The 19,850-nt window shown below is 67.5% G+C and carries 17 protein-coding genes; 11 read left to right on the top strand and 6 right to left on the bottom strand.

Annotated elements, in window-relative coordinates; genetic code table 11:
- Nucleotides 1–16 precede the first annotated feature (16 nt).
- The gene (locus SBI80_RS15720) at nt 17–946 is read right to left on the bottom strand and encodes an RluA family pseudouridine synthase (protein WP_318975702.1); all 930 of its coding nucleotides are present in this window, start codon (nt 944–946) and stop codon (nt 17–19) included.
- Complete coding sequence (lspA, locus tag SBI80_RS15715; protein WP_318975701.1) at nt 946–1,569, bottom strand: signal peptidase II; 624 nt, start codon at nt 1,567–1,569, stop codon at nt 946–948. The genes SBI80_RS15720 and lspA overlap by 1 nt, the downstream gene beginning before the upstream one ends.
- A 73-nt stretch (nt 1,570–1,642) precedes the next feature.
- On the opposite strand from lspA, the gene SBI80_RS15710 reads away from it, so the two are divergent.
- A complete protein-coding gene (locus SBI80_RS15710; protein ID WP_318975700.1) occupies nt 1,643–2,554 on the top strand; it encodes an asparaginase in 912 nt (303 codons plus the stop codon).
- On the opposite strand, the gene SBI80_RS15705 is transcribed toward SBI80_RS15710, so the two are convergent.
- Entirely contained in the window at nt 2,536–3,900 is a 1,365-nt protein-coding gene (locus SBI80_RS15705) for a DNA polymerase IV (protein ID WP_318975699.1), read from the bottom strand. The genes SBI80_RS15710 and SBI80_RS15705 overlap by 19 nt on opposite strands.
- 183 nt (nt 3,901–4,083) lie before the next feature.
- On the opposite strand from SBI80_RS15705, the gene SBI80_RS15700 reads away from it, so the two are divergent.
- From SBI80_RS15700 to SBI80_RS15685, 4 genes are read left to right on the top strand one after another with little or no spacing between them, the layout of a single operon-like run.
- Nucleotides 4,084–4,503, top strand: a complete 420-nt coding sequence (locus SBI80_RS15700; RefSeq protein ID WP_318975788.1) for a hypothetical protein — start codon at nt 4,084–4,086, stop codon at nt 4,501–4,503.
- A gap of 11 nt (nt 4,504–4,514) precedes the next feature.
- Nucleotides 4,515–5,009: a DUF2505 domain-containing protein gene (locus SBI80_RS15695; protein ID WP_318975781.1), complete on the top strand. Its 495-nt coding sequence runs from the start codon at nt 4,515–4,517 to the stop codon at nt 5,007–5,009.
- Between the two features lie 37 nt (nt 5,010–5,046).
- Nucleotides 5,047–6,375, top strand: coding sequence for a hypothetical protein (locus SBI80_RS15690; RefSeq protein WP_318975698.1), 1,329 nt, complete (start codon nt 5,047–5,049; stop codon nt 6,373–6,375).
- Nucleotides 6,376–6,396: 21 nt separating this feature from the next.
- The gene (locus tag SBI80_RS15685) at nt 6,397–6,621 is read left to right on the top strand and encodes an RNA-binding S4 domain-containing protein (protein WP_318975697.1); all 225 of its coding nucleotides are present in this window, start codon (nt 6,397–6,399) and stop codon (nt 6,619–6,621) included.
- 9 nt (nt 6,622–6,630) lie between these two features.
- Here SBI80_RS15685 and ileS read toward each other — a convergent pair whose 3' ends face one another.
- Complete coding sequence (gene ileS / locus SBI80_RS15680; protein ID WP_318975696.1) at nt 6,631–9,744, bottom strand: isoleucine--tRNA ligase; 3,114 nt, start codon at nt 9,742–9,744, stop codon at nt 6,631–6,633.
- A gap of 230 nt (nt 9,745–9,974) precedes the next feature.
- Nucleotides 9,975–10,598 carry a hypothetical protein gene (locus SBI80_RS15675; RefSeq protein WP_318975695.1) on the bottom strand — a complete coding sequence of 208 codons (624 nt, stop codon included), beginning with the start codon at nt 10,596–10,598 and terminating at the stop codon, nt 9,975–9,977.
- A 136-nt stretch (nt 10,599–10,734) separates the two neighbouring features.
- On the opposite strand from SBI80_RS15675, the gene SBI80_RS15670 reads away from it, so the two are divergent.
- From SBI80_RS15670 to SBI80_RS15645, 6 genes are all read left to right on the top strand, one after another.
- Nucleotides 10,735–11,100: an XRE family transcriptional regulator gene (locus tag SBI80_RS15670; RefSeq protein ID WP_318975694.1), complete on the top strand. Its 366-nt coding sequence runs from the start codon at nt 10,735–10,737 to the stop codon at nt 11,098–11,100.
- A gap of 42 nt (nt 11,101–11,142) precedes the next feature.
- A complete protein-coding gene (locus tag SBI80_RS15665; RefSeq protein WP_318975693.1) occupies nt 11,143–11,877 on the top strand; it encodes a hypothetical protein in 735 nt (244 codons plus the stop codon).
- A 351-nt stretch (nt 11,878–12,228) separates the two neighbouring features.
- The gene (locus SBI80_RS15660; protein WP_318975692.1) at nt 12,229–13,959 is read left to right on the top strand and encodes an AMP-binding protein; all 1,731 of its coding nucleotides are present in this window, start codon (nt 12,229–12,231) and stop codon (nt 13,957–13,959) included.
- A gap of 77 nt (nt 13,960–14,036) precedes the next feature.
- Nucleotides 14,037–14,966: an efflux ABC transporter ATPase subunit, DrrA-related gene (locus tag SBI80_RS15655; protein ID WP_318975691.1), complete on the top strand. Its 930-nt coding sequence runs from the start codon at nt 14,037–14,039 to the stop codon at nt 14,964–14,966.
- Nucleotides 14,963–15,706, top strand: a complete 744-nt coding sequence (locus SBI80_RS15650) for an ABC transporter permease (RefSeq protein ID WP_318975690.1) — start codon at nt 14,963–14,965, stop codon at nt 15,704–15,706. The genes SBI80_RS15655 and SBI80_RS15650 overlap by 4 nt, the downstream gene beginning before the upstream one ends.
- Nucleotides 15,703–16,494 (top strand): ABC transporter permease, encoded by a 792-nt coding sequence (locus tag SBI80_RS15645; RefSeq protein ID WP_318975689.1) that lies wholly within the window; start codon nt 15,703–15,705, stop codon nt 16,492–16,494. The genes SBI80_RS15650 and SBI80_RS15645 overlap by 4 nt, the downstream gene beginning before the upstream one ends.
- Before the next feature lie 12 nt (nt 16,495–16,506).
- Here SBI80_RS15645 and SBI80_RS15640 read toward each other — a convergent pair whose 3' ends face one another.
- On the bottom strand, nt 16,507–19,683 hold the full coding sequence (locus SBI80_RS15640; RefSeq protein ID WP_318975688.1) for an MMPL/RND family transporter: 3,177 nt from the start codon (nt 19,681–19,683) through the stop codon (nt 16,507–16,509).
- Nucleotides 19,684–19,850 lie beyond the last annotated feature (167 nt).

Genomic DNA, 19,850 nt, shown 5'->3' with positions numbered 1-19,850 from the left:
AGTTCGGAGTCCCCGGTCACGATTCGTGGTGGCGCAGCACGTCCAGCGCGTGTTGGAGGTCGGCCGGGTACGGGCTGACGATCTCGATGCGGCGGCCGTCGGCGGGATGGGCGAAGGCCAGGTAGCGAGCGTGCAGCCACTGACGTTCCAACCCCAGCCGCTTGGCCAGGGTCGGGTCGGCGCCGTAGGTGAGGTCACCGCAGCAGGGATGGTGCAGTGCCGAGAAGTGCACCCGGATCTGGTGGGTGCGCCCCGTCTCGAGGTGTACGTCGAGCAGGCTGGCCGCGGCGAAGGCCTCGACCGTGTCGTAGTGGGTGATGCTGTGCCTGCCACCCTCGCTGACCGCGAACTTCCAGTCGTTGCTGCGGTGCCGGCCGATCGGTGCGTCGATGGTCCCGCTGGACGGATCGGGATGTCCCTGCACCAACGCGTGGTAGCGCTTGTCGACCGTGCGCTGCTTGAACGCGCGCTTGAGCACGGTGTAGGCGTGTTCGGAGATGGCCACCACCATGACGCCCGAGGTCCCGACGTCGAGGCGCTGCACGATGCCCTTGCGCTCGGGCACCCCGGACGTGGTGATCCGGAAGCCCGCGGCGGCCAATCCGCCCAGCACCGTCGGCCCGGTCCAGCCGACCGACGCATGGGCCGCCACGCCAGCAGGTTTGTCGACGGCGACGATGTCGTCATCGGCGTAGAGGATCGACATGCCCTCGATGTCTACGGGCGGATTGTCAAGGGGCGCAGGCGGTTCTGGGATGCGCACCTCGAGCCACGCCCCGGCGATCAACCTGTCGGACTTGCCGACCGCGGTGCCGTCGAGATCGACGCCGCCCTCCTCGGCGATGGCGGCGGCCGCGGTCCTGGACAGCCCGAGCAGCCGCGCCAACCCGGCATCCACCCGCAACCCCGCAAGGCCCTCGGGGACCGGCATCGACCGAGTGGTCATCAGTCGCGCTCGAGGTCGGCTTCGGCCGACTCCGCGGCGGGGCTGCCAGCGCCATCGGGCTTGGCTGCGCCGTCCGGCCGGCGCCTGCCCTCGGCGTCGAAGTCGTAGCCGAACAGCGACAGGGCGACCAGCAGGATCGCTCCCCCGACCACCGCGGGATCGGCGACGTTGAACACCGGCCACCAGCCGATGGACAGGAAGTCGACCACGTGGCCGCGAAGCGGTCCCGGCGACCGGAAGAACCGGTCGACCAGGTTGCCGAGCGCGCCACCGAGGATCATTCCAAGGCCGAGCGCCCACCACGGCGACACCAGGCGTCGTCCCATCCAGATGATGCCGATGACGACGCCGGTCGCGACGAGCGTCAGCACCCAGGTGTAGCTGGTGCCCATCGAGAACGCGGCCCCCGAGTTGCGCACCAGGGTCCAGGTCACCGTGTCACCGATGATGGACACCGGCTGCTGCGGCGTCAGTAGCTTGACCGCCAGCACCTTGGTCACCACGTCGAGGAACAGCACCACTGCGGCGACCGAGAGCAACAGGCGTAGTCGGCGCCGCGGCGGCGCATCGGTCTCGTCGCCCGCAGTGACGGGCTCGGCCGACCCCGTTGATTCGTCAGTCACTCGACCATCATCCCAAAGTGCCGATGGTGAACAATCGCCGCATGAGCCAAGCCTGCGTGCGAGTCATCGGAAGATGAGCCGCGTCGTCGTGATAACCACCGGCGGCACGATCGCGACCAGCACCGGGGCCGACGGCGTGGCGCGGCCGACCAGAACCGGCAACGACCTGGTGGCAGGCGTTCCCACCGGTGCCGACGTCGACGTCGTCGATCTGATGGCCGTCGACAGCTCGCAGCTCGTGCCGGCCGACTGGGACCGGATGACCGCGGCGGTGGCCGCCGCGATCGGTGCCGGCGCCGACGGGGTCGTCGTCACCCATGGCACCGACACCATGGAGGAGACCGCTCTGTGGCTCGACCTGACGCACACCGGTGAGGTGCCGGTGGTGCTGACCGGGGCCATGCGTAGCGCGGACGCCGAGGACGCCGACGGACCAGGCAATCTTCGCGACGCGATCGCACTGGCCGCGCGTCCCGACGCCAGGGGGTTCGGGGTGACGGTGACGCTGGCCGGCCGGATCTGGCAGCCGCTAGGCCTGACGAAGACGGCGACCGGCTTCGTCGGCGTCGAGGTGGTCCCGGCGTCGCGGCGCCGTCCCCGCGTCGGTGTGCCGTCCGCGGCCGGCGCGCCCCGGGTCGACGTCGTCGCCACCTACGCCGGTGCCGATGCGGTTGCCCTCGACGCATGCGTGGCGGCTGGGGCGAAGGGAATCGTCCTCGAAGCGCTGGGCTCCGGAAACGCCGGCATCGCCGTCATCGACGGCGTGCGGCGGGCCTGCGCCGCGGGCGTCGAGGTGGTGCTCTCCACCCGTGTGCCGGGAGCGCGCGTGACGGTCGGCTACGGGCCGGGCCGGCTGCTGGTCGACGCCGGCGCGGTGGTGGCGCGTCAACTGGCCCCGCCGCAGTCGCGCGTCCTGCTGATGGCCGCCCTGGCCGCGGGCGCCTCGGTGACCGAGGCCTTCGCCACCTACGGCGCGGGCTCGTAGGCAGCGGCCAGGGCGTCGACGAACTCGGGCCAGTCCAGGCTGTCGACGGGATTCGCGCGGGTCACCTCCGGACTGTCGTGCGGCAGCGTGTGCGCCTGCCCCGGTCCGCTGGCGCGTGTCTCGAAGCGCACCGTCATCACGCCGTGCCCGGCCCCCTGCACCCAGCCGTGCCCGAACCGAACGTGGGAAACGTCGTCCCCGATCCGCCAGGCGGCAGCGGGCTCGACGGGCGCGGCAACAGGCTCGGCGTGATGGCTGTCGGAGGCCTCCAGCGTCTGGTCCAGGTCGGGGAACAGCGACTCCTGGAGCACGTCGGACAACCCCGAGAAACCCACGCCGACGAGCCGGACCGGTCCGATGTCGATGGGGTCGAGCAGTAGGCGGCGCGCCGTGCCGATCAGCGTTGAAGCGTCGGCGGTGGCGTACGGCAGGGTGGCCGAGCGAGTGAGGGTGCTCATGTCGGATTTCTTGAGTTTGACGGTCACCGTGCGGGCGCCCCGGCCGTCGCGTTCCAGACGCTGATGGGCGTGCTCGCCGATCGGACCGGTGACATCGCGCAGCTGGTCGAGCGTCGTCAGATCCTGGGCGAAGGTCGACTCGGCGCTGATCTGCTTGGACTCCGACCGTTCGGCCACCGGTCTGTCGTCGATGCCACGGGCCAGCAGATGCAGGGCAGGCCCCAGTGTGCCGCCGAGGATGTCGGCCACCTCCGAACCGCTCAACGCCGCCAGCTGGCCGACGGTGTCGATGCCCAACCGGTGCAGCTTGTCCTCGGCGACGGGCCCGATCCCCCACAGCCGCCGCACCGGTAGCCCGGCCAGCAGCGTCCGCTCCTCGTCGCGCCGGACGACGCGAACGCCGTCGGGCTTGGCCAGGCCCGAGGCGATCTTGGCCAGTTGCTTGCCCGAACCTGCGCCGACGGAGGCAATGAGACCCGTCTCGCCACGCACCCGGTGCCGCAGGTCCTGACAGAACTCGACGACGTCCTCGGCGCTGGCCCCGGTCAGTTCGGCGGGCTCGCCGAATGCCTCGTCGAAGGACAGCTGCTCGAGGACGGGGACGACCTTGCGGACGGTATCGAGGACCTTGCCGCTGGCCACCCCGTAGACCACACCCCGTGGCGGCAGCACCACCGCCGACGGCCCGACCAGCCGCCGCGCCTGGTGCATCGGCATCGCCGAACGGGCGCCGAACACCCGCGACTCGTAGCTGGCGCCGGCAACGACGCCTCGGCCGCCGAGGCCGCCGACCAGGACCGGCCGCCCCCGCAGGGTCGGACGCGTCAGCTGCTCGACGGAGGCGAAGAACGCGTCCATGTCGAAGTGCAGGACCCAGCGTCCCTCCATGACCGCGATGCTAGGTGCTCGGACCGACGAATCAAGCCACCGCGCAGCCATCCGGGCGAAGAGCCGGTCGACCGAACGCGAAACGATTCCGTTTGCCGGAAATGCCGCTGTGGTATGCACTGCCGCAACATTTGTCTACACTCGGATTGATTCGTTCATCGCATCTATTTCCCAAGGATTTCCATGACCACCCAAATCAAGCGAGTACTCCTGACGCTCGCGTCGGGATCGGCGCTCGCCGTCGCGCCGTTGCTATACGGCACTGTCGTGGTCCCGGCGATCAGCCATGCAGACCAGGCCAAGGGCATGAACTGCCCAGACGGCACCATCGTCGATGACGAGAACAAGCAGTGCGTGGACCTGACGTCCGGCATCGCCAAGCAACTCGCCGCGCTACCGCCGCCACCTTCGCTGGCCGGCTTCGGTGGCGGCGGAGGCGGACTGCCGGGCGGACTCAGCACCTTGCCCGGCGGAATTCCCTCGCTCGGTACCGTGAACCTGCCCGACATCGTCCTGCCCAGCGTCGGCTTGGGGTTGGTCCCCAACCTCGCGGTCAACCTGCAGCCGCAGCTCCCGTACTTCAACCCGCTGAACCTGCCCTAACGTCCAGGACCATCGACCTCGCCGCCACCTCACCGCATCCCGTGCACAGGATCCGGGAGGCATTCGAGGACGAGGCATACTGGCGGGCCCGACTGGGGGCGTTCGACGTCGGAGGCCCGACGCTCGACTACCTGACCACCGACGTCGACGGCGGCACCTCGGTATCGATGACGATGCGCTTCGGTCGCGAGCAATTGCCGCCAGTGATGCAACGGTTGCGACTTCCCTCTCTGGAGGTCGTGCAGCGCGAGCGGTGGTTCGCCATCGGCGAGGACGAGATGCGTGGCGATATCACCGTCGATGCACGCCGGACGCCGATCTCGGGGACGGGCACGGTGAGCGTGGCGCCGCAGGGCGGCGGCAGCCGGCTCGACGGCTCGGCGAGCGTCGAGGTCAACGTGCCGATCATCGGTGGGCCGATCAGGACCTTCGTCCAGGGCCTGCTCACCCAAGGCATTCTCGACATCGTCCGCGTGACGGATGCGTGGCTCGCCGAAAACCCTTGAGCGGCTATCGCGATGGCGCACCACATAGCATGAGCGCGTGGACAACACGCTCGCCTACATCGACCAGGGATCCTTCCTCGCGTTGCGGGCGCTCGGGCGCGGCCCGCTCATCCAGTTCACCTGGGTCTACGACCGCGCGGTGAACCTCGAGGGGTTGCGCAGCTTCCAGGCCAACCTCGGTGCCACGTTGCTGGGCCGACGCATCGAGCGATCAGCCCTGCCCTTCGGCCGGGACCGCTGGATCAGGGCCGCGGAACCGCCCGACCTTCAGATCGCGGCCACCGACCGTCGCCGCGAGGACGTCTGGATCTGGGCTGACGAGCGCCTCGGCGCTCCGCTCGATCCCCAGTACGGACCACAATGGCACCTCGGCGTGCAGCCGCTGACCGGCGGCGGTGCGGCCGTCAGCCTGGTGGTGTCCCACTCGGTTGGCGACGCCAAGGCCATCATCGACGCCATCACCGACGCGGTCCGGGGTGACCGGCGCGACCTGGGTTATCCCCCGCCGGGTTACCGCACCCGCCGGGAGGCGCTGCGCCAGGACTGGCTCCAGGCGCTGCGCGACATCCCCGAGATGGGCCGGGCGGTCGCCTCCGCCGTCCGGGTGGCCCGGGCCGAGAGCGACGGCCTGTCCACGTCCGCCAAGTCGGGACGCAAGCAGCGCAGTCGTGGGGCCGCCCCCGGCCGCATCGTGGTGCCCAATGCGACGATCTTCTTCGATCTCGACCACTGGGACGAACGCGCGAAGAGCCTTGCGGGAACTAGCAATTCCCTGTTCGTCGGGCTCGGTGCGCGGCTCGGCCGAATCCTGGGCCGGGTCGACGACGAGGGTCGGGTGCGGGTGTCGCTGCCGGTCAGCGAACGGGTGCCCGGGGACACCAGGGCCAATGCCTTGACCGCGGCCACCGTGACGGTGGATCCGGCCGAGGTCGATACCGACCTCGCCCGGGTGCGCGCCGATCTCAAGAAGGCGCTGACGGCGCTCGCGGACTCCCCCAACGAACTCCTCGGTCCGCTTGCGCTGGTCCCACTGACGCCCGCCTTCCTGGTCCGCCGGCTCGAGGGGCTGGTGCAACAGGTTGGCAACCCCATCGGCTGTTCGAACCTCGGCGAGCTGGGACCCGAGCTCAACCGTCCGGACGGCGGTGAGGCCTCCAGGCTCGCCGTCCGGATGCTCGAGCCCACCACCGCCGGTGTCCTCGACCGCATGGGCGGACTGCTCTTCCTCGGCGGCGGCCGCGTACACGGCCAGGTCTTCGTCACCGTCGCCGGTTGGGTGGTTGGCGGCACCAATACCCGCGATGCGCTGCGTGATTCGTGCCGCCAGGCGCTGGCCGAGATGGGCCTGCGCGGCGCCGTCGAGTGACCGGGGCACTAGCCTGACTGCATGGCGCCGCGCATCCGGGACGTACCCATCTCGTCGGGCTCCATCCGGCTGGGTCAGTTCCTCAAGTACGCCGGGATGATCGACAGCGGCGCCGACGCCAAGGGCGCCGTCGTCGACGGTCTGGTTCGGGTCAACGACGAGGTCGAGACCCGACGCGGACGGCAGCTGCGCCGCGGGGACACCGTCGCCCTCGGCGACCAGGTCGCCCGGGTCGCCGAGGGCTGAGCCCGGCGCTCAGGCCTTGGCCAGCGCCACCCGCACGCCGTCCCCGATCTCCACGCCGTCGGGGGCCTCGCCCAGCTCGAATCCGGTCGCCAGGATCTCCCCGGCGATCATCGTCGCGTGCGCGTCGGCCCACGCTCGACGCTCGGCGGGCACCGACATGCGCACCGTGATGCGGTCGGACACGTCCAGCCCGGTGGACTTGCGCAGGTCCTGCAGCTCGCGGATGCGGTCCTTGGCCCAGCCCTCGGCCTCCAGCTCCGCGGTCAGGGTGCCGTCGAGCACCACCAGGCCGGCGCCATCGGGCAGCTCGGCGGTCCATTCCGGTTCGGCAGCAACGAGTTTGGAGCTGTACTCGTCGGGCCGCAGCGTAGCGGGGCCGGCGGTCAGCGTGCCGTCGTCGTTGACCACGCCCTGCCCTGCCTTGACGGCCTTGATCGCGGCCTGCACGTCCTTGCCGAGTCGTGGGCCGGCCACCTTGGCGTTGACCGTCATCTCGAAGCGGCCATAGGCGTCGATGTCGTCGGTCAGCTCGACGGCCTTGACGTTGAGCTCGTCGGCGATCAGGCCGGCGAACGGGCGAAGGGCATCCGGGTTCGCCACGGCGACGGTCAGTTTCGGCAACGGCAGCCGGACGCGAAGCTTCTTGGCCTTGCGTACCGACGACGCCGCCGAGCACACGTCGCGCACCTGGTCCATGGCGGCCACCAACCCCGGATCGGCGGGCAGTTCGCGCGCTTTGGGCCAGTTCGTCAGGTGCACCGAACGTTCACCGGTGATGCCGCGCCAGATCACCTCGGAGATCAGCGGGAGCAGGGGTGCGGCGAGCCGGCCGGTCACCTCGAGCACCGTGTGCAGGGTATCGATGGCGTCGGGGTCCTCGTCCCAGAAGCGCGAACGCGACCGTCGCACATACCAATTGGTCAGCGCCTCGGTGAACTGGCGCAGCTGCTCGCAGGCCATCGAGATGTCGCACACGTCCAGCGACGCGGTCAGCTCGTCGCGGAGCACCGCGAGCTTGGCCAGGATGTAACGGTCCAGTACGTGCGTCGAATTGGTGCGCCAGGTGCCCTTCCTAGGCGCGTACAGCGCCAGGAACGAGTACGCGTTCCAGAACGGCAGCAACACCTGGCGCACGCCCTCGCGGATGCCCTGCTCGGTCACCACCAGGTTGCCACCCCGCAGGATCGGCGAGGCCATCAGGAACCAACGCATCGCATCGGAACCGTCGCGGTCGAACACCTCGGTGACGTCGGGATAGTTGCGCAGCGACTTGCTCATCTTCTGCCCGTCGCTGCCCAGCACGATCCCGTGGGATACGCAGGTGCGGAACGCCGGGCGGTCGAACAGTGCGGTGGACAGCACGTGCAGCAGGTAGAACCAGCCGCGGGTCTGGCCGATGTATTCGACGATGAAGTCCGCGGGGTTGTGGTGGGCGAACCACTCCACGTTCTCGAATGGATAGTGCACCTGGGCGTACGGCATGGAGCCGGAGTCGAACCAGACGTCGAACACGTCCTCGATGCGGCGCATCGTCGAGCGGCCCGTCGGATCATCCGGATTGGGCCGGGTGAGCTCGTCGACGTAGGGGCGGTGTAGGTCGGTGGGCCGCACGCCGAAGTCTCGCTCGAGCTCGTCGAGGCTGCCGTAGACGTCGATCCGCGGATAGGCCGGATCATCGGACTTCCACACCGGAATGGGGCTGCCCCAGTAGCGATTTCGCGAGATCGACCAGTCACGGGCGTTCGACAGCCATTTACCGAACTGGCCGTCCTTGACGTGTTCGGGGTACCAGGTGATCTGTTGATTGAGCTCGACCATCCGGTCACGGAACTCGGTGACCTTGATGAACCACGACGACACCGCCCGGTAGATCAGCGGATTGCGGCACCGCCAGCAGTGTGGGTACGAGTGGTCGTAGGTCTCGTGCCGAAGGAGTACGGCCCCGTTCGCGGCAGCCGGTCCCGACTGATTCTTCAGGTCGCGGATGATCTGCGAGTTGGCGTCGAAGACGTGCTGGCCGGAGTAGTCGGGCACGGTCACGTCGAACCGGCCCTTCGAGTCCACCGGGGTGACCGCCACGATGTTCGCCGCGTCGGCGGTGGCCTTGTCGTCCTCGCCGTAGGCCGGTGCCATGTGCACGATGCCGGTGCCGTCCTCGGTGGTGACGAAGTCACCGGGCAGCACGCGAAATGCGTTGGGCGAGTCCATGAAGTAAGGGAACGGCGGCACATACCGAAGGCCGAGCAGCTCACTGCCGCGGTAGGAGCCCAGCACGCTCGGCTCCTCGCCGAGTTCCCGCGCGTAGGCCGCCACCCGCGGTTCGGCGAGCACGTAGCGACGGCCGTCCGGCCCCTCGACCTGCACGTAGGTCACCTCTGGGTTGACCGCGACGGCCTGGTTCGACGGCAGCGTCCACGGGGTTGTCGTCCAGATCAGCAGGTGAGCCCCGGCGAGCGCTCCGTCCCCGGATATCCGGAATCCCACCGTCAGAGCGGGGTCCTGGCGGTTCTGGTAGACGTCGTCGTCCATCCGCAGCTCGTGGCTGGACAGCGGCGTCTCGTCGTTCCAGCAGTACGGCAGGACGCGATTGCCCTCGTAGGCCAGACCCTTGTCCCACAGCTGCTTGAACGCCCACAACACCGACTCCATGAAGGTGAGGTCCAGGGTCTTGTAGTCGTTGTCGAAGTCGACCCAGCGGGCCTGGCGCGTGACGTAGGCGCGCCATTCCTCGGTGTACTTGAGCACCGAGGCCCGACACGCCTCGTTGAACCGGTCGATGCCCAGTTCCTCGATCTGCGCCTTCTCGGTGATGCCGAGCTGACGCTGGGCCTCGAGCTCGGCGGGCAGACCGTGGGTGTCCCAGCCGAATCGCCGCTCGACCTTCAGTCCCCGCATGGTCTGGTAGCGCGGGACGATGTCCTTGACGTAACCGGTCAAAAGGTGGCCGTAGTGCGGAAGGCCGTTGGCGAAGGGGGGTCCGTCGTAGAAGACGTATTCCTCCGCGCCGTGCCGCTGGTCGATGCTGGCCCGGAAGGTGCCGTCGCGATCCCAGTACTCGAGGACCTCGACTTCGAGGTCGGGAAAGCTGGGTGCTCCGCTCGCCGGTTTCGGGTAGGCCGTCACGTCTTCTCGTCTCCTGTGCCCATGGTCGATCAGGCACGGGGACGACGAACGCGCATGCGCGCGGACACCGCGGTACCACCCCGCTTGCGTGCCGATGACACGCCGCTCGAATGTGGGCGATGACGGGCCCGACCGTTCGGGTCTAGTGAGCAGCCGGAGCTGGTGCCCGGTCGCCGTTCTTCCGAAGGCTCCCCGGTGATGGCCGGATCGACGCCGTGACGAGGAGTGTACTAGTGCGCGAGGGCCAATTCGTGCGTGGCATGGACTGGAGGCGTGGCCTCCGACGTCAGCTCGATCAGCGCCAGCGGGAACTGCTCGGCGAATTCCGCGATCGTGTACGGCTCGAAGCTACGGGTGTCGTACCACCAGTCCAGCGCGACGGTGTCGCCGTTTCGGTAGGCGTGCAGCTCGAGTACGTGGCCAAGGTGGGGCCGGACGACCGCCTCGTCGGCGTTGACGAACAAGACCTCCGACACCGACTGCGAACGCGGGTCGTTGGGCACGCCGTGCACGACGTGGCGAACGGCCAGTGAATCGAGGGCATGGTGCACGCCCTCGAGCATGTCGTCGGCGTCCAGATACTGCGCCGCCGTGCAGGGCAGCACCATCGGGTGAACGCTAGCGCCGTAGCCAGGAACGTCGACCAGGACGGCGCCGCTTCCGATGACGCGCGCGATGGTGCGGCCGAGAGCCGCCAGCAGGATCTCTCCGCTCGTTAGCCCCAGCGCGTCGGCGGCGCCGAACAGCTCGAGGGTGAGGAGTTCGGGCAATGGTGACGCCACCTTGTCGAGGTCCTCGATGAAAGGCCGACCGTCGGCGTCGTAATCGGTCAGCTGCAAGTTTGCGCGCGTCATGGTCAGCACGCTACACGACTGTCCCAAATATGGGACACATCTGCCAGAACTGTGACGGCTGTGTCAATAAGGGCCCAGCTGCTCCGTTTGCGGCTGGGGCTGCCCATTTCTGATGAGAGCAGCTAAGCTATGGCGCGTGCCACGTACTGATGAGAATGGCAGGCAGCTAAAGACGCTGCTGGACTACCTGCTCGACGGTGACGTCGACGCCAAGGCGATCTTCGATGCCCTTGGTACCTCCAGCAGCACCTACTACCGCCGCATCAAGGAGGCCGACTATCCGAACGCCGAGGAGTTGCGACTGGTCGCCGACCGCTTCGACCTCAGCTATCCCGACCTGCAGGTTCGCTTTGGTCTGATGAGCCGGGAAGAGGTGTGGAGCTACGTCGAGTCCGCCCCGCTGTCGGTCGCCACGCTCGCCGAACCCGTCGTCGATCGGCGGACCGTTCGCCGCCCGAGGTTGCGCGATCTGGCTCCGCGGCGCGACGCTCCACCGTTATAACCGACCATTAGCTGACAGAACCTGGCTCGAAAGCAGAATCTCATGGGTTTGGCCATCCTCATCGTCTTCACTCTGGCGTGTATCGCTTGGAGTCTGTGGATCCGCCGTGTCACCTGGTCCTGTCGGTGGGAAGTTGCCGCGACCTTGAACATCGCCCTCCAGGGCGCGACCGTTCTGCTGATGACTCCCTTGGCGTCCGAGACGCTCGGTCACTGGCTGCATTCGCTGACCGGCATGTGGAACCTCGAGGACTACATCGGCCACGACATGTACGTGGTGGCTGCCTCGGCCGTCGTCTACAACGCCCTGGGGCGCCTGCAGGACGACCATGCCCTGCAAAGCACGTTCAAGCAGTACGTGGAACGGCCCGCGACCCTGTGCATCCCGCTGTTACTGGCAACGTTCTCCCTCGGAAACGGTGCAGCGATCTACAGTGCCGACTTCTTCGAATTGCACACCGACTTCTGGCTCGCGGTCTACTGGACGCTGCTCTGCGGCACGCTGATCTACCTGCTGGGGTTCGGCGCGCGCGCACTGCTGGTGCTGCGCAAGGATCCCCGCTCGCGCAAGATCGCCAACGTCTACCTCGCCGCCTCGATGAGCGGGATCATCGCGTGCGTGGTCCGGATTCTGACCGCCTGGACACCGGGGCTGCAGCCAATCGAGAACGGCACGCTGGTCTGGGTGTTCGCCTGCGCCTGCGGCGCCGGGTTCGCCCTGACGTCGGCCTACTCCTGGCGGGTCAGGACCAGGTGGTTCAGCAAGGCGACGCACTGACCCGTGCCGGCAACCCCAGCTAGTCGGGGGCTGGCCGCGACCGCATGCACCATGGCCGACGCTGGCTATCGGCGCGATCGTGAAGTAGCGGGGGCCCCTCCATGGCAGGCGCGGGAAAACCCTGATCAGCGGGTTGCCGGACGTCAACGCCGCCGGTTTCGGTCCATTGGTACGAGAAATGGGGAAGGGCAACGGATTTGCAGCAAACGCGAATCGAAGGCCGTGTGAGCTGCCCGTAGTCGAGCCAGCGAACATACTGTGCCATAGTCATTCTCACTACATTGCGCAATGCGTGGTCGGGTTCCCTAAGCTCGACCCAAACATCGACTTGCGCTGCAGAAAGGACCGCCCATGCTGGATTCGTCCATTCCCGCGATCCTGCGCGAGCGAGCGAGCCTGCAGCCGAACGATCCCGCGTTCACCTTCATCGACTACGACGTCGAGTGGGAGGGTGTCGAGGAGACGTTGACGTGGGCGCAGCTGCAGCAGCGGGTGATCGCCCTGGCCGCCGAAATCCGCACGCATGCCCAGATCGGCGATCGCGTCGTCATCCTGGCGCCGCAGAGCATGGCCTACGTATTGGCCTTCCTGGCGTCGTTCGAGGCCAACGTGGTGGCCGTGCCGCTGTCGACGCCTGCCATGGGCGCACACGACGAGCGAGTCGCGGCGGTGATGCGCGACGCCCTTCCCACCGTGATCCTGACCACCCACGCCCACGCCGACTCGGTCGCGCCGTATGCGACGGCCCAGGGCGATGCGCCCGCGCCAGCCGTGCTCGAGGTCGACCAGCTGGATCTCAGCGTGCGCCGCAGGTCGACGTCGCGTCGCGAGACCCCGCCCGAGACGGCCTATCTGCAGTACACCTCGGGATCCACCCGCACGCCCGCGGGCGTGATGGTGTCGCAGCGCAACCTGTTCGCCAACTTCGAGCAGCAGGTGGCGGCTCTGCTCAGCGATTGGGGCAAGGTCGCGCCCCCTGGCACGACCGTGGTGTCCTGGCTGCCCTTCTACCACGACATGGGTCTCATCCTGGGCATCTGCGCGCCCATCCTGGGCGGGTGGCACTCGGTGCTGATGAGCCCCATCGCATTCCTGCAGCGTCCGGCCCGCTGGCTGCAGCAGCTCGCGATCCGGTCCAAGGCACTCACCGCGACGCCGAACTTCGCTCTGGACCTGGCCGCAGCCCGTACCAACGATGACGACCTCGCCGGGCTCGACCTTGGCGACGTGCTTGCCATCATCTGCGGTGCCGAGCGCGTACAACCCGTCTCGGTCAAGCGGTTCACCCAGCGGCTGGCCAAGTTCAACTTCCCCGGAAAGGTCATCCGGCCCTCCTTCGGCCTGGCCGAGGCCACCCTGTTCGTGGCCACCCGTGAGCCGGGCGAGCCGCCGTCGGTCGTCGTCTTCGACACCGAGAAGCTCACCGCCGGAATGGCCAAACGCAGTACCACCGGCACTCCGTTGATCAGCTACGGCATGCCCGAGTCGCCCCTGGTGCGCATCGTCGACCCCGACACCAGCCTGGAGGCGCCGGCCGGCACCGTCGGCGAGATCTGGGTGCACGGCGACAACGTCTGCGCGGGCTACTGGAACAAGCCCGAGGAGACGGAGAGCACCTTCGCCGGTGTCCTCGCCAATCCCACCGAGGGCATTCCCGACCAGAGTTGGCTGCGGACAGGTGATTTGGGCTTCTTCTCCGACGACGAGCTGTTCATCGTCGGACGCATCAAGGATCTCTTGATCGTCCGCGGTCGCAACCACTATCCCGACGACATCGAGGCAACGGTCAGCGCCGTCTCCGGTGGCCGCGTCGCCGCCATCTCCGTCGAGGAGGACGCCACCGAACAATTGGTGGCGATCATCGAGGTGAAGGAACGGGCGACGCCAGAGGAGACGGCCACCAAGCTCGCCGGTGTCAAGAGCGATGTGACGTCGGCCATTTCGCAGGCACACGGCATCAGCGCCGCCGATCTGGTACTGGTCTCGCGCGGATCCATTCCGATCACGACCAGTGGCAAGATTCGCAGGCAGGCGTGCGTAGAGCAGTATCGTCGGGGCGGTTTCGTCCGGCTCGATGCGTGACGAGCTCAGGCTAGGCCAAAGATGAAGGGTGTCAACCACACTCACCGTGACGCCCGGCCCTTGGCGGTGTTCGCGTCGTGATCGAGGTGAACGGGCTCGGCAAGTCGTTCGGACCGCTTCCGGCCCTGCGCGACGTCAGCTTCACCGTTCCGACCGGTTCGATCTGCGGTCTTCTCGGTCACAACGGCGCCGGCAAGACCACCGCCGTCAAGATCCTGTCGACCCTGCTGGAACCGACCTCGGGTCGGGCGACCGTCGCGGGCTACGACGTGGTCTCCGACGCCGCCCGGGTGCGGGAAGCCATCGGGGTGACCGGTCAGGACGCCGCGCTGGACCTGGCGCTCACCGGTCGGGAGAACCTGGTGCTGTTCGCCCGGTTGCGCGGGATGGGAAGACGACAGGCGCGGGTGCGGGCCGACGAACTCATCGAGCGATTCGACCTCGTCGACGCCGCCGACCGCCGGGTGGCGACCTACTCCGGAGGAATGCGCCGACGCATCGACATCGCCGTCTCGCTGGTGACGCCGCCCAAGGTGCTCTTCCTCGACGAACCGACGACCGGTCTGGATCCCCGCAGTCGACGCGACGTCTGGGCACTGGTGACCGCGCTCGCGGCGCAGGACGTCACCGTGCTGCTGACCACCCAATACCTGGAGGAAGCCGACGTCCTGAGTGACTCGATCGTCATCCTCGACGCGGGTCGCGTCATCGCCCAGGGCACGGCCGAGGAGCTCAAGCGCCGGATGGGATACGGCTACTGCCAGGTCACGCCCCTGCATCCCGAGGATCTGGCGCGGGTCACGGCTGCCCTGGGCGGCTACGAAGGCACCGAGGTGGACGTCGCCGCCAACACCGTTGCGGTACCCGCTCCGCACGGAGTGCGGACGCTTGGCGACGTCTTTCGCCGGCTCGAGGAACTCGACGTCGAATTGCTCGACGTCTCGCTGCGCAAACCCACCCTCGACGAGGTGTTCCTGCACCTCACGGGCCCCACGCTGCCAGTATGACCGCCGTCGTCGCCCTCACCGAACGGCAGGTCCGTGCCTCCTGGCGCAATCTGGATTTGGCATTCGCGGTACTGGCGCCCGTGCTGACGTTCGTGGGGTTCAACGCCGCGCTGCGCAGCATCATCGACACCGGGGGCATCGGCTACCCGCAGTATGTACTGCCCGCGGTCGTGGTGCAGGCGATGTTGTTCGGGGCGCTCAACACCGCCGACCTGGCTGCCAGGGAGCGCTCCTCCGAGCTCGGCACGCGGCTGCGGACGCTGCCCATCTCGGCTCACGCGCCCATGGTGGCCCGAATGCTCTATTGCCTGCTGCGCGGCGCGCTCGCCCTGATCGCCGCCTTTGCGATCGCCTATCCCTTCGGGTTCCGGATGCAGGGCGGTCTTGACATGGGCATCGCGTTCGTCGTGGTCTCACTGGTGCTGACGCTGGCGTTGTCGTTCGGTGCCGAGGCGGCTGGTGCCCGAGCGAAGCGCTCGGACACCTCGAGCCAATTACTGCTCATCCCCCAGTTCCTGCTGGTGCTGCTCTCCACCGGAATGGCGCCGGTGGAGTCCTTTCCACGCTGGGTTCAACCCTTCGTCGAGTATCAGCCGATCTCCCAGATCACCGAGACGCTGCGCGGCTTCGCCAGCGGCTCGGTCGAGGTGACGAATCTGCTGACGACCATCACGTGGTGTGGTGCTCTGCTGGTGGGCCTTGGCTGGCTGGCGCTACATCGACGCCAGGGAACGCAATGACCACCCTCGGGTCCCAGCGCCGTGCACTCGCCGCCGAGAGCATGGTGTTCGCCGGTCGGCTGCTGACCCACTGGCGGCGCGCACCGCTGGTGCCGCTGCAGTCCCTGCTATTTCCGACGATCTTGCTGATCGTCTACTACATGCTCGTCAGCAAATCCATGATGCGCCTCACCGGGGGTGACGGCCTCGACGTGGTGGTCTCGATGTGCGCCGTGGCCGGCGGCATGTCGGGAGCACTGGCCGCGGCCCTCTCCATTCCGGACGAACGCGACGACGGACTGCTGAGCCGCTTCTGGATGATGCCGGTGCACCGGGCCAGCGCCCTGGCGGGAACCCTGCTCGCCGAGGCCGCGCGCACTCTGGCCGCCACCGTGGTCATCGTCGCCGTCGGCATCTTGTTGGGGCTGCGGTTCCATGGCGGTCCCGGTGCGGCCGTGCTCTTCGTGCTCATTCCGGTGCTCTGGGTGTCGGTCTACGCCACCATGGTCATCGTGGTGGCGCTGCGCTGCCAGAGCCGGGTCGTGCTGACGTGGATCAACACCTTCTCACTCGGCGCCGTGTTCGGCAGCTCCGCGGTGATCCCGCCGGATCTGCTGCCCGGCTGGGCGACGTGGTTCGTGAGCAAACAGCCCATGTCACCGACGATCGAGTCGATGAAGGCGCTGGCGCGCGACGGGTTCGCACTCGGCCCGCTGCTGTGGACGGCGGCCTGGATCATCGCCATCGGCGTGCCGATGGGTGCCCTGGCCATGGGCAGCTACCGGGCTGCCGCCACGTCCGGCACCTGATGCCCGGCTCGACTACTCGTCGCGCCAGGCCGCGGTGACCCGGCTGGCGGTCTGGACGGCGCGCGCGTAGCCGTCGTCGTCCAGATCATCGTCACCATCGTCCAGGTCGGGCGGTGAGTGACGTCGGATGGGGCCGGTGGGGTCGTCGTCGTACCACTCGACCTCCTGCTCGCGTTCGTCGGCCCTGGCACGCTTCCTGGCGTCCTCGATGGCCTGCCGTGGCGTCTTCGACGGCCACCAGTTCTTGTCACCCATCAGCACGGCGACGGCGGGAACGGTGATCGTTCGCACGATGAACGTGTCGAGCAACAGCCCGACGCCGATCACGAAGCCCAGCTGCACCACGGTCGACAGACTGCTGACCGTCAGAGCCAGCATCGACGCTGCGAAGATCAGCCCGGCGGAGGTGATGACGCCGCCGGTGGCGCCCACCGTCTTGATCACCGCGGAGCGGACCCCGTACTTGGCCTCGTCGCGTATTCGGGATATCAACAGCAGGTTGTAGTCGGCGCCGACCGCGACCAGCACCAGGAAGGCCATGCCCGACACGCTCCAGTACATGTCCTGACCCAGGATGAACTGGAAGAAGACCACGCCGATGCCCATGGCGGACACGAAGGACAGCACCACCGACAACACCAGGTAGATCGGAGCGACCAGGGCGCGCAGCAGGGCAACCAGGATGAGGAACACCACGATCAACGTCATCGCGATGATGTAGGTCAGATCGTGGTCGTAGTGGTTGCGGATGTCGTTGTTGAACGACGAGAAGCCAACCATCGAGATCTGCGCGTTGGCCAGGCTGGTGTTTGGCCGCGAGCTCTCGGCCGCCTTGACGATCTGGTCCACCTGGTCCATGGCCTCGGCGCCGAACGGGTTCAGCGCGGTCTGCACCAGGTAGCGCACGGTGTGCCCGTCGTCGGAGACGAACAGCTGCGCCGCCTTCTTGAACTCCTTCTGGGTGAGCACCGCCGGCGGGATGTAGAACCCGGACATCGCGGGGTCGGCGGCATCGCGCTTCATCGCCAGTAGGAATCCCGAGGCCTGGTCCAAACCGCCGCCGATGTTGCGCGTCTGGTCGACCAGCAGCTGAACGCCGTCGGCGAGCTGCTTGCTTGAGTCGGCGAGCTTGTTGGCGTTCTGGCGCAGTTCGCCGAGCTTCTGGTCGAGGTCGTCCTCGTTCTCGATGCCGAGGTCCTTCAGGCCGCCGATGGCCTTCTCGAGGTTGGCTCCCACCTTGCGCGCCACGTCGTCGACGCGGTCGGTGCCCTTGGTCTCCTTCAAGCCCCTGCTCAGCGCCTGCAGGTACTGGATGTCAGCCTCGTTGTAGCCGTCGACGCGGCGCTGCAGCTCGGCGCGCGAGGCGGTGCAGGCGGGGTCGATGTTGCAGGCCACACTGCCGTTGAGCACGGTGAGCATGGACTTCGACGAATAGTAGGCGTTGGTCACGGTGTCCAGGCTGTTGCCAAGGGAGTCGCCGACCGAGCGCATGTTGGCCAGGATGGCAGCCTGCTTCTCGAGGTCGTCGAAGGTGACGTCGTCACCCATGGCTTCCTTGATCTGGATCAGGCCGCTGAATACCTCGCGAATCGACCCCATCGAGTTGATCACCTGGGTGCGGATCTGGTTGTTGACGTCGGCCAGCTGGTGGGCGCCGTTGGCGAGCAGGTTGAGGTTCTGGTCGTTGGTGGCGATCAAGCCCGAGGCGTCGGCGAGCTTGGAGCCGACCTCGCCGGCCTGGTAGGTCGACTTCGCCTCCTTGAGCATCTCGCCGTTGGGCCGGGTGATGCCGCGCACCATGTCGATGCCGGGCACCTGGCTGATGCGTTCGGCCATCTGCTCGAGGTCGGCCAGTGACTTCGGCGCCCGCAGGTCGACGTCCGGCGCGTAGACCATGATGAACTGCTGCATCGTCGTGCTCACCGGGAAGTGCCGGGTGAGCGCGTCGTATCCGAGATTGCTCTCGGCATCGGCCGGGAGGTTCTTGCGGTCGTCGTAGTTGTACTTGATCAGGGTCGCGCACCCCGCCAGCGCCAGCAGGATCGCCAAGCTCGTGGCGAGGTACATCCTGGGCCGCTTGACGATGCGCACCGCCGTAAGCCGCCAGAACCGGCCGGTGAGGTCCTTTCGGGGTTTGACCCAGCCCCGGCGTCCGGCCAGCACGATGAGGGCCGGCAGCATCGTCATGGCGGCGAGGACGGCGATGAGGATGGTGACCGACAGCGAGGGCCCGACCGTCAGGAACACCGCCAGCGAGGCAAACGACAGACCCATGAACGTGAGGGCGACCGTCGCCGCGGAACCGGCGATCACCTCGCCGATCGTCGCCAGGGAGTAGATCACCGCTTCGTCGGAGTCCATCCCCTTTCGCAGACACTCCTGATACCTGCTGAACAGGAACACCGCATAGTCGGTGCCGGCGCCCATCAGCATGCCGGTCATGAGCACCATGGTCTGGGGGCCGATCGGCAATCCGAGTTCGCCGAGGCCGGCCACCACCTGCTGGGCGACGCCCATCGAGACGCCGATGGTGATCAGCGGCATCAGCATCGCCACCAGGTTGCGGTAGACCAGCACGAGGATGGTGAAGATGGTGACGACGGTGGAGACCTCGATGATGAACTGGTCGTGCTCACCGATCTTGTTGAGGTCGTCGAACGTGGCTGACGCACCGACCACGTTGACGTTCAGACCCGAGCCCTCGGTCGCCTTCTTGACCTCTTCGAGGGTGTTTCGGTAGGCCTCCTGGCCGGGGCCGGACCCCATGCCCCCCTCGAGACTGATCGGCAGGGTCCAGGCCTTCTGGTCCTTGCTCGTCATCGCGTCGCGGAGCTCGGGGATGGCGATGAAGTCCTGGGTCGACTTGACGTTCTTGGTGTCAGCCTTGAGAACCCCCACCAACTTGCGGTAGGTGTCCTCGTCGGCCGCGGACAACTTGTCCTTGTCGGTCGACAGCACGACGATCGCGAGGTTGCCGCCATCGGCTTCCTTGAACGCGTTCTTCATGTGCTCGGCAGTCGCCAGAACCGGGGAGTCCTTCGGCAGCAAGTCCGGCGGATTCTTCTGCGCCACCACGAACAGCGGGCTGATCAACGCGAAGAGGATGCCGCACAGCGCTAGCCAGAAGACGATGATCGCGACCGGGCGCCGGACGACGAATCGACCCAGTGCTTCGAACGCCTCATGCACAGAGACGCCACGAATGTCGGCGCGGCTGAACATCATGTGAGGTTACACCGGCCAGCTATCACCAGTGGTCAGTCGGTTAGCTACGCCAGGATACTCGTGGCAACGTTCACGGCCTCGTCATGCTCTAATCGTGTGTGCGTGGACCAAATCCGGATAACCGTATGAAC

Origin of the sequence: Mycolicibacterium sichuanense, assembly GCF_033741125.1 — a bacterium.
Taxonomy (GTDB): domain Bacteria; phylum Actinomycetota; class Actinomycetes; order Mycobacteriales; family Mycobacteriaceae; genus Mycobacterium.
This window is presented reverse-complemented; position numbering and strand designations above follow the sequence as displayed.

What these genes read in the sequence shown, in the direction of transcription:
- SBI80_RS15720 (WP_318975702.1), bottom strand. Translation starts at nt 946, where the DNA reads ATGACCACTCGGTCGATGCCGGTCCCCGAGGGCCTTGCGGGGTTGCGG.
- SBI80_RS15710 (WP_318975700.1), top strand. Translation starts at nt 1,643, where the DNA reads ATGAGCCGCGTCGTCGTGATAACCACCGGCGGCACGATCGCGACCAGC.
- SBI80_RS15705 (WP_318975699.1), bottom strand. Translation starts at nt 3,900, where the DNA reads ATGGAGGGACGCTGGGTCCTGCACTTCGACATGGACGCGTTCTTCGCC.
- SBI80_RS15700 (WP_318975788.1), top strand. Translation starts at nt 4,084, where the DNA reads ATGACCACCCAAATCAAGCGAGTACTCCTGACGCTCGCGTCGGGATCG.
- SBI80_RS15685 (WP_318975697.1), top strand. Translation starts at nt 6,397, where the DNA reads ATGGCGCCGCGCATCCGGGACGTACCCATCTCGTCGGGCTCCATCCGG.
- SBI80_RS15675 (WP_318975695.1), bottom strand. Translation starts at nt 10,598, where the DNA reads ATGACGCGCGCAAACTTGCAGCTGACCGATTACGACGCCGACGGTCGG.
- SBI80_RS15665 (WP_318975693.1), top strand. Translation starts at nt 11,143, where the DNA reads ATGGGTTTGGCCATCCTCATCGTCTTCACTCTGGCGTGTATCGCTTGG.
- SBI80_RS15660 (WP_318975692.1), top strand. Translation starts at nt 12,229, where the DNA reads ATGCTGGATTCGTCCATTCCCGCGATCCTGCGCGAGCGAGCGAGCCTG.
- SBI80_RS15650 (WP_318975690.1), top strand. Translation starts at nt 14,963, where the DNA reads ATGACCGCCGTCGTCGCCCTCACCGAACGGCAGGTCCGTGCCTCCTGG.
- SBI80_RS15645 (WP_318975689.1), top strand. Translation starts at nt 15,703, where the DNA reads ATGACCACCCTCGGGTCCCAGCGCCGTGCACTCGCCGCCGAGAGCATG.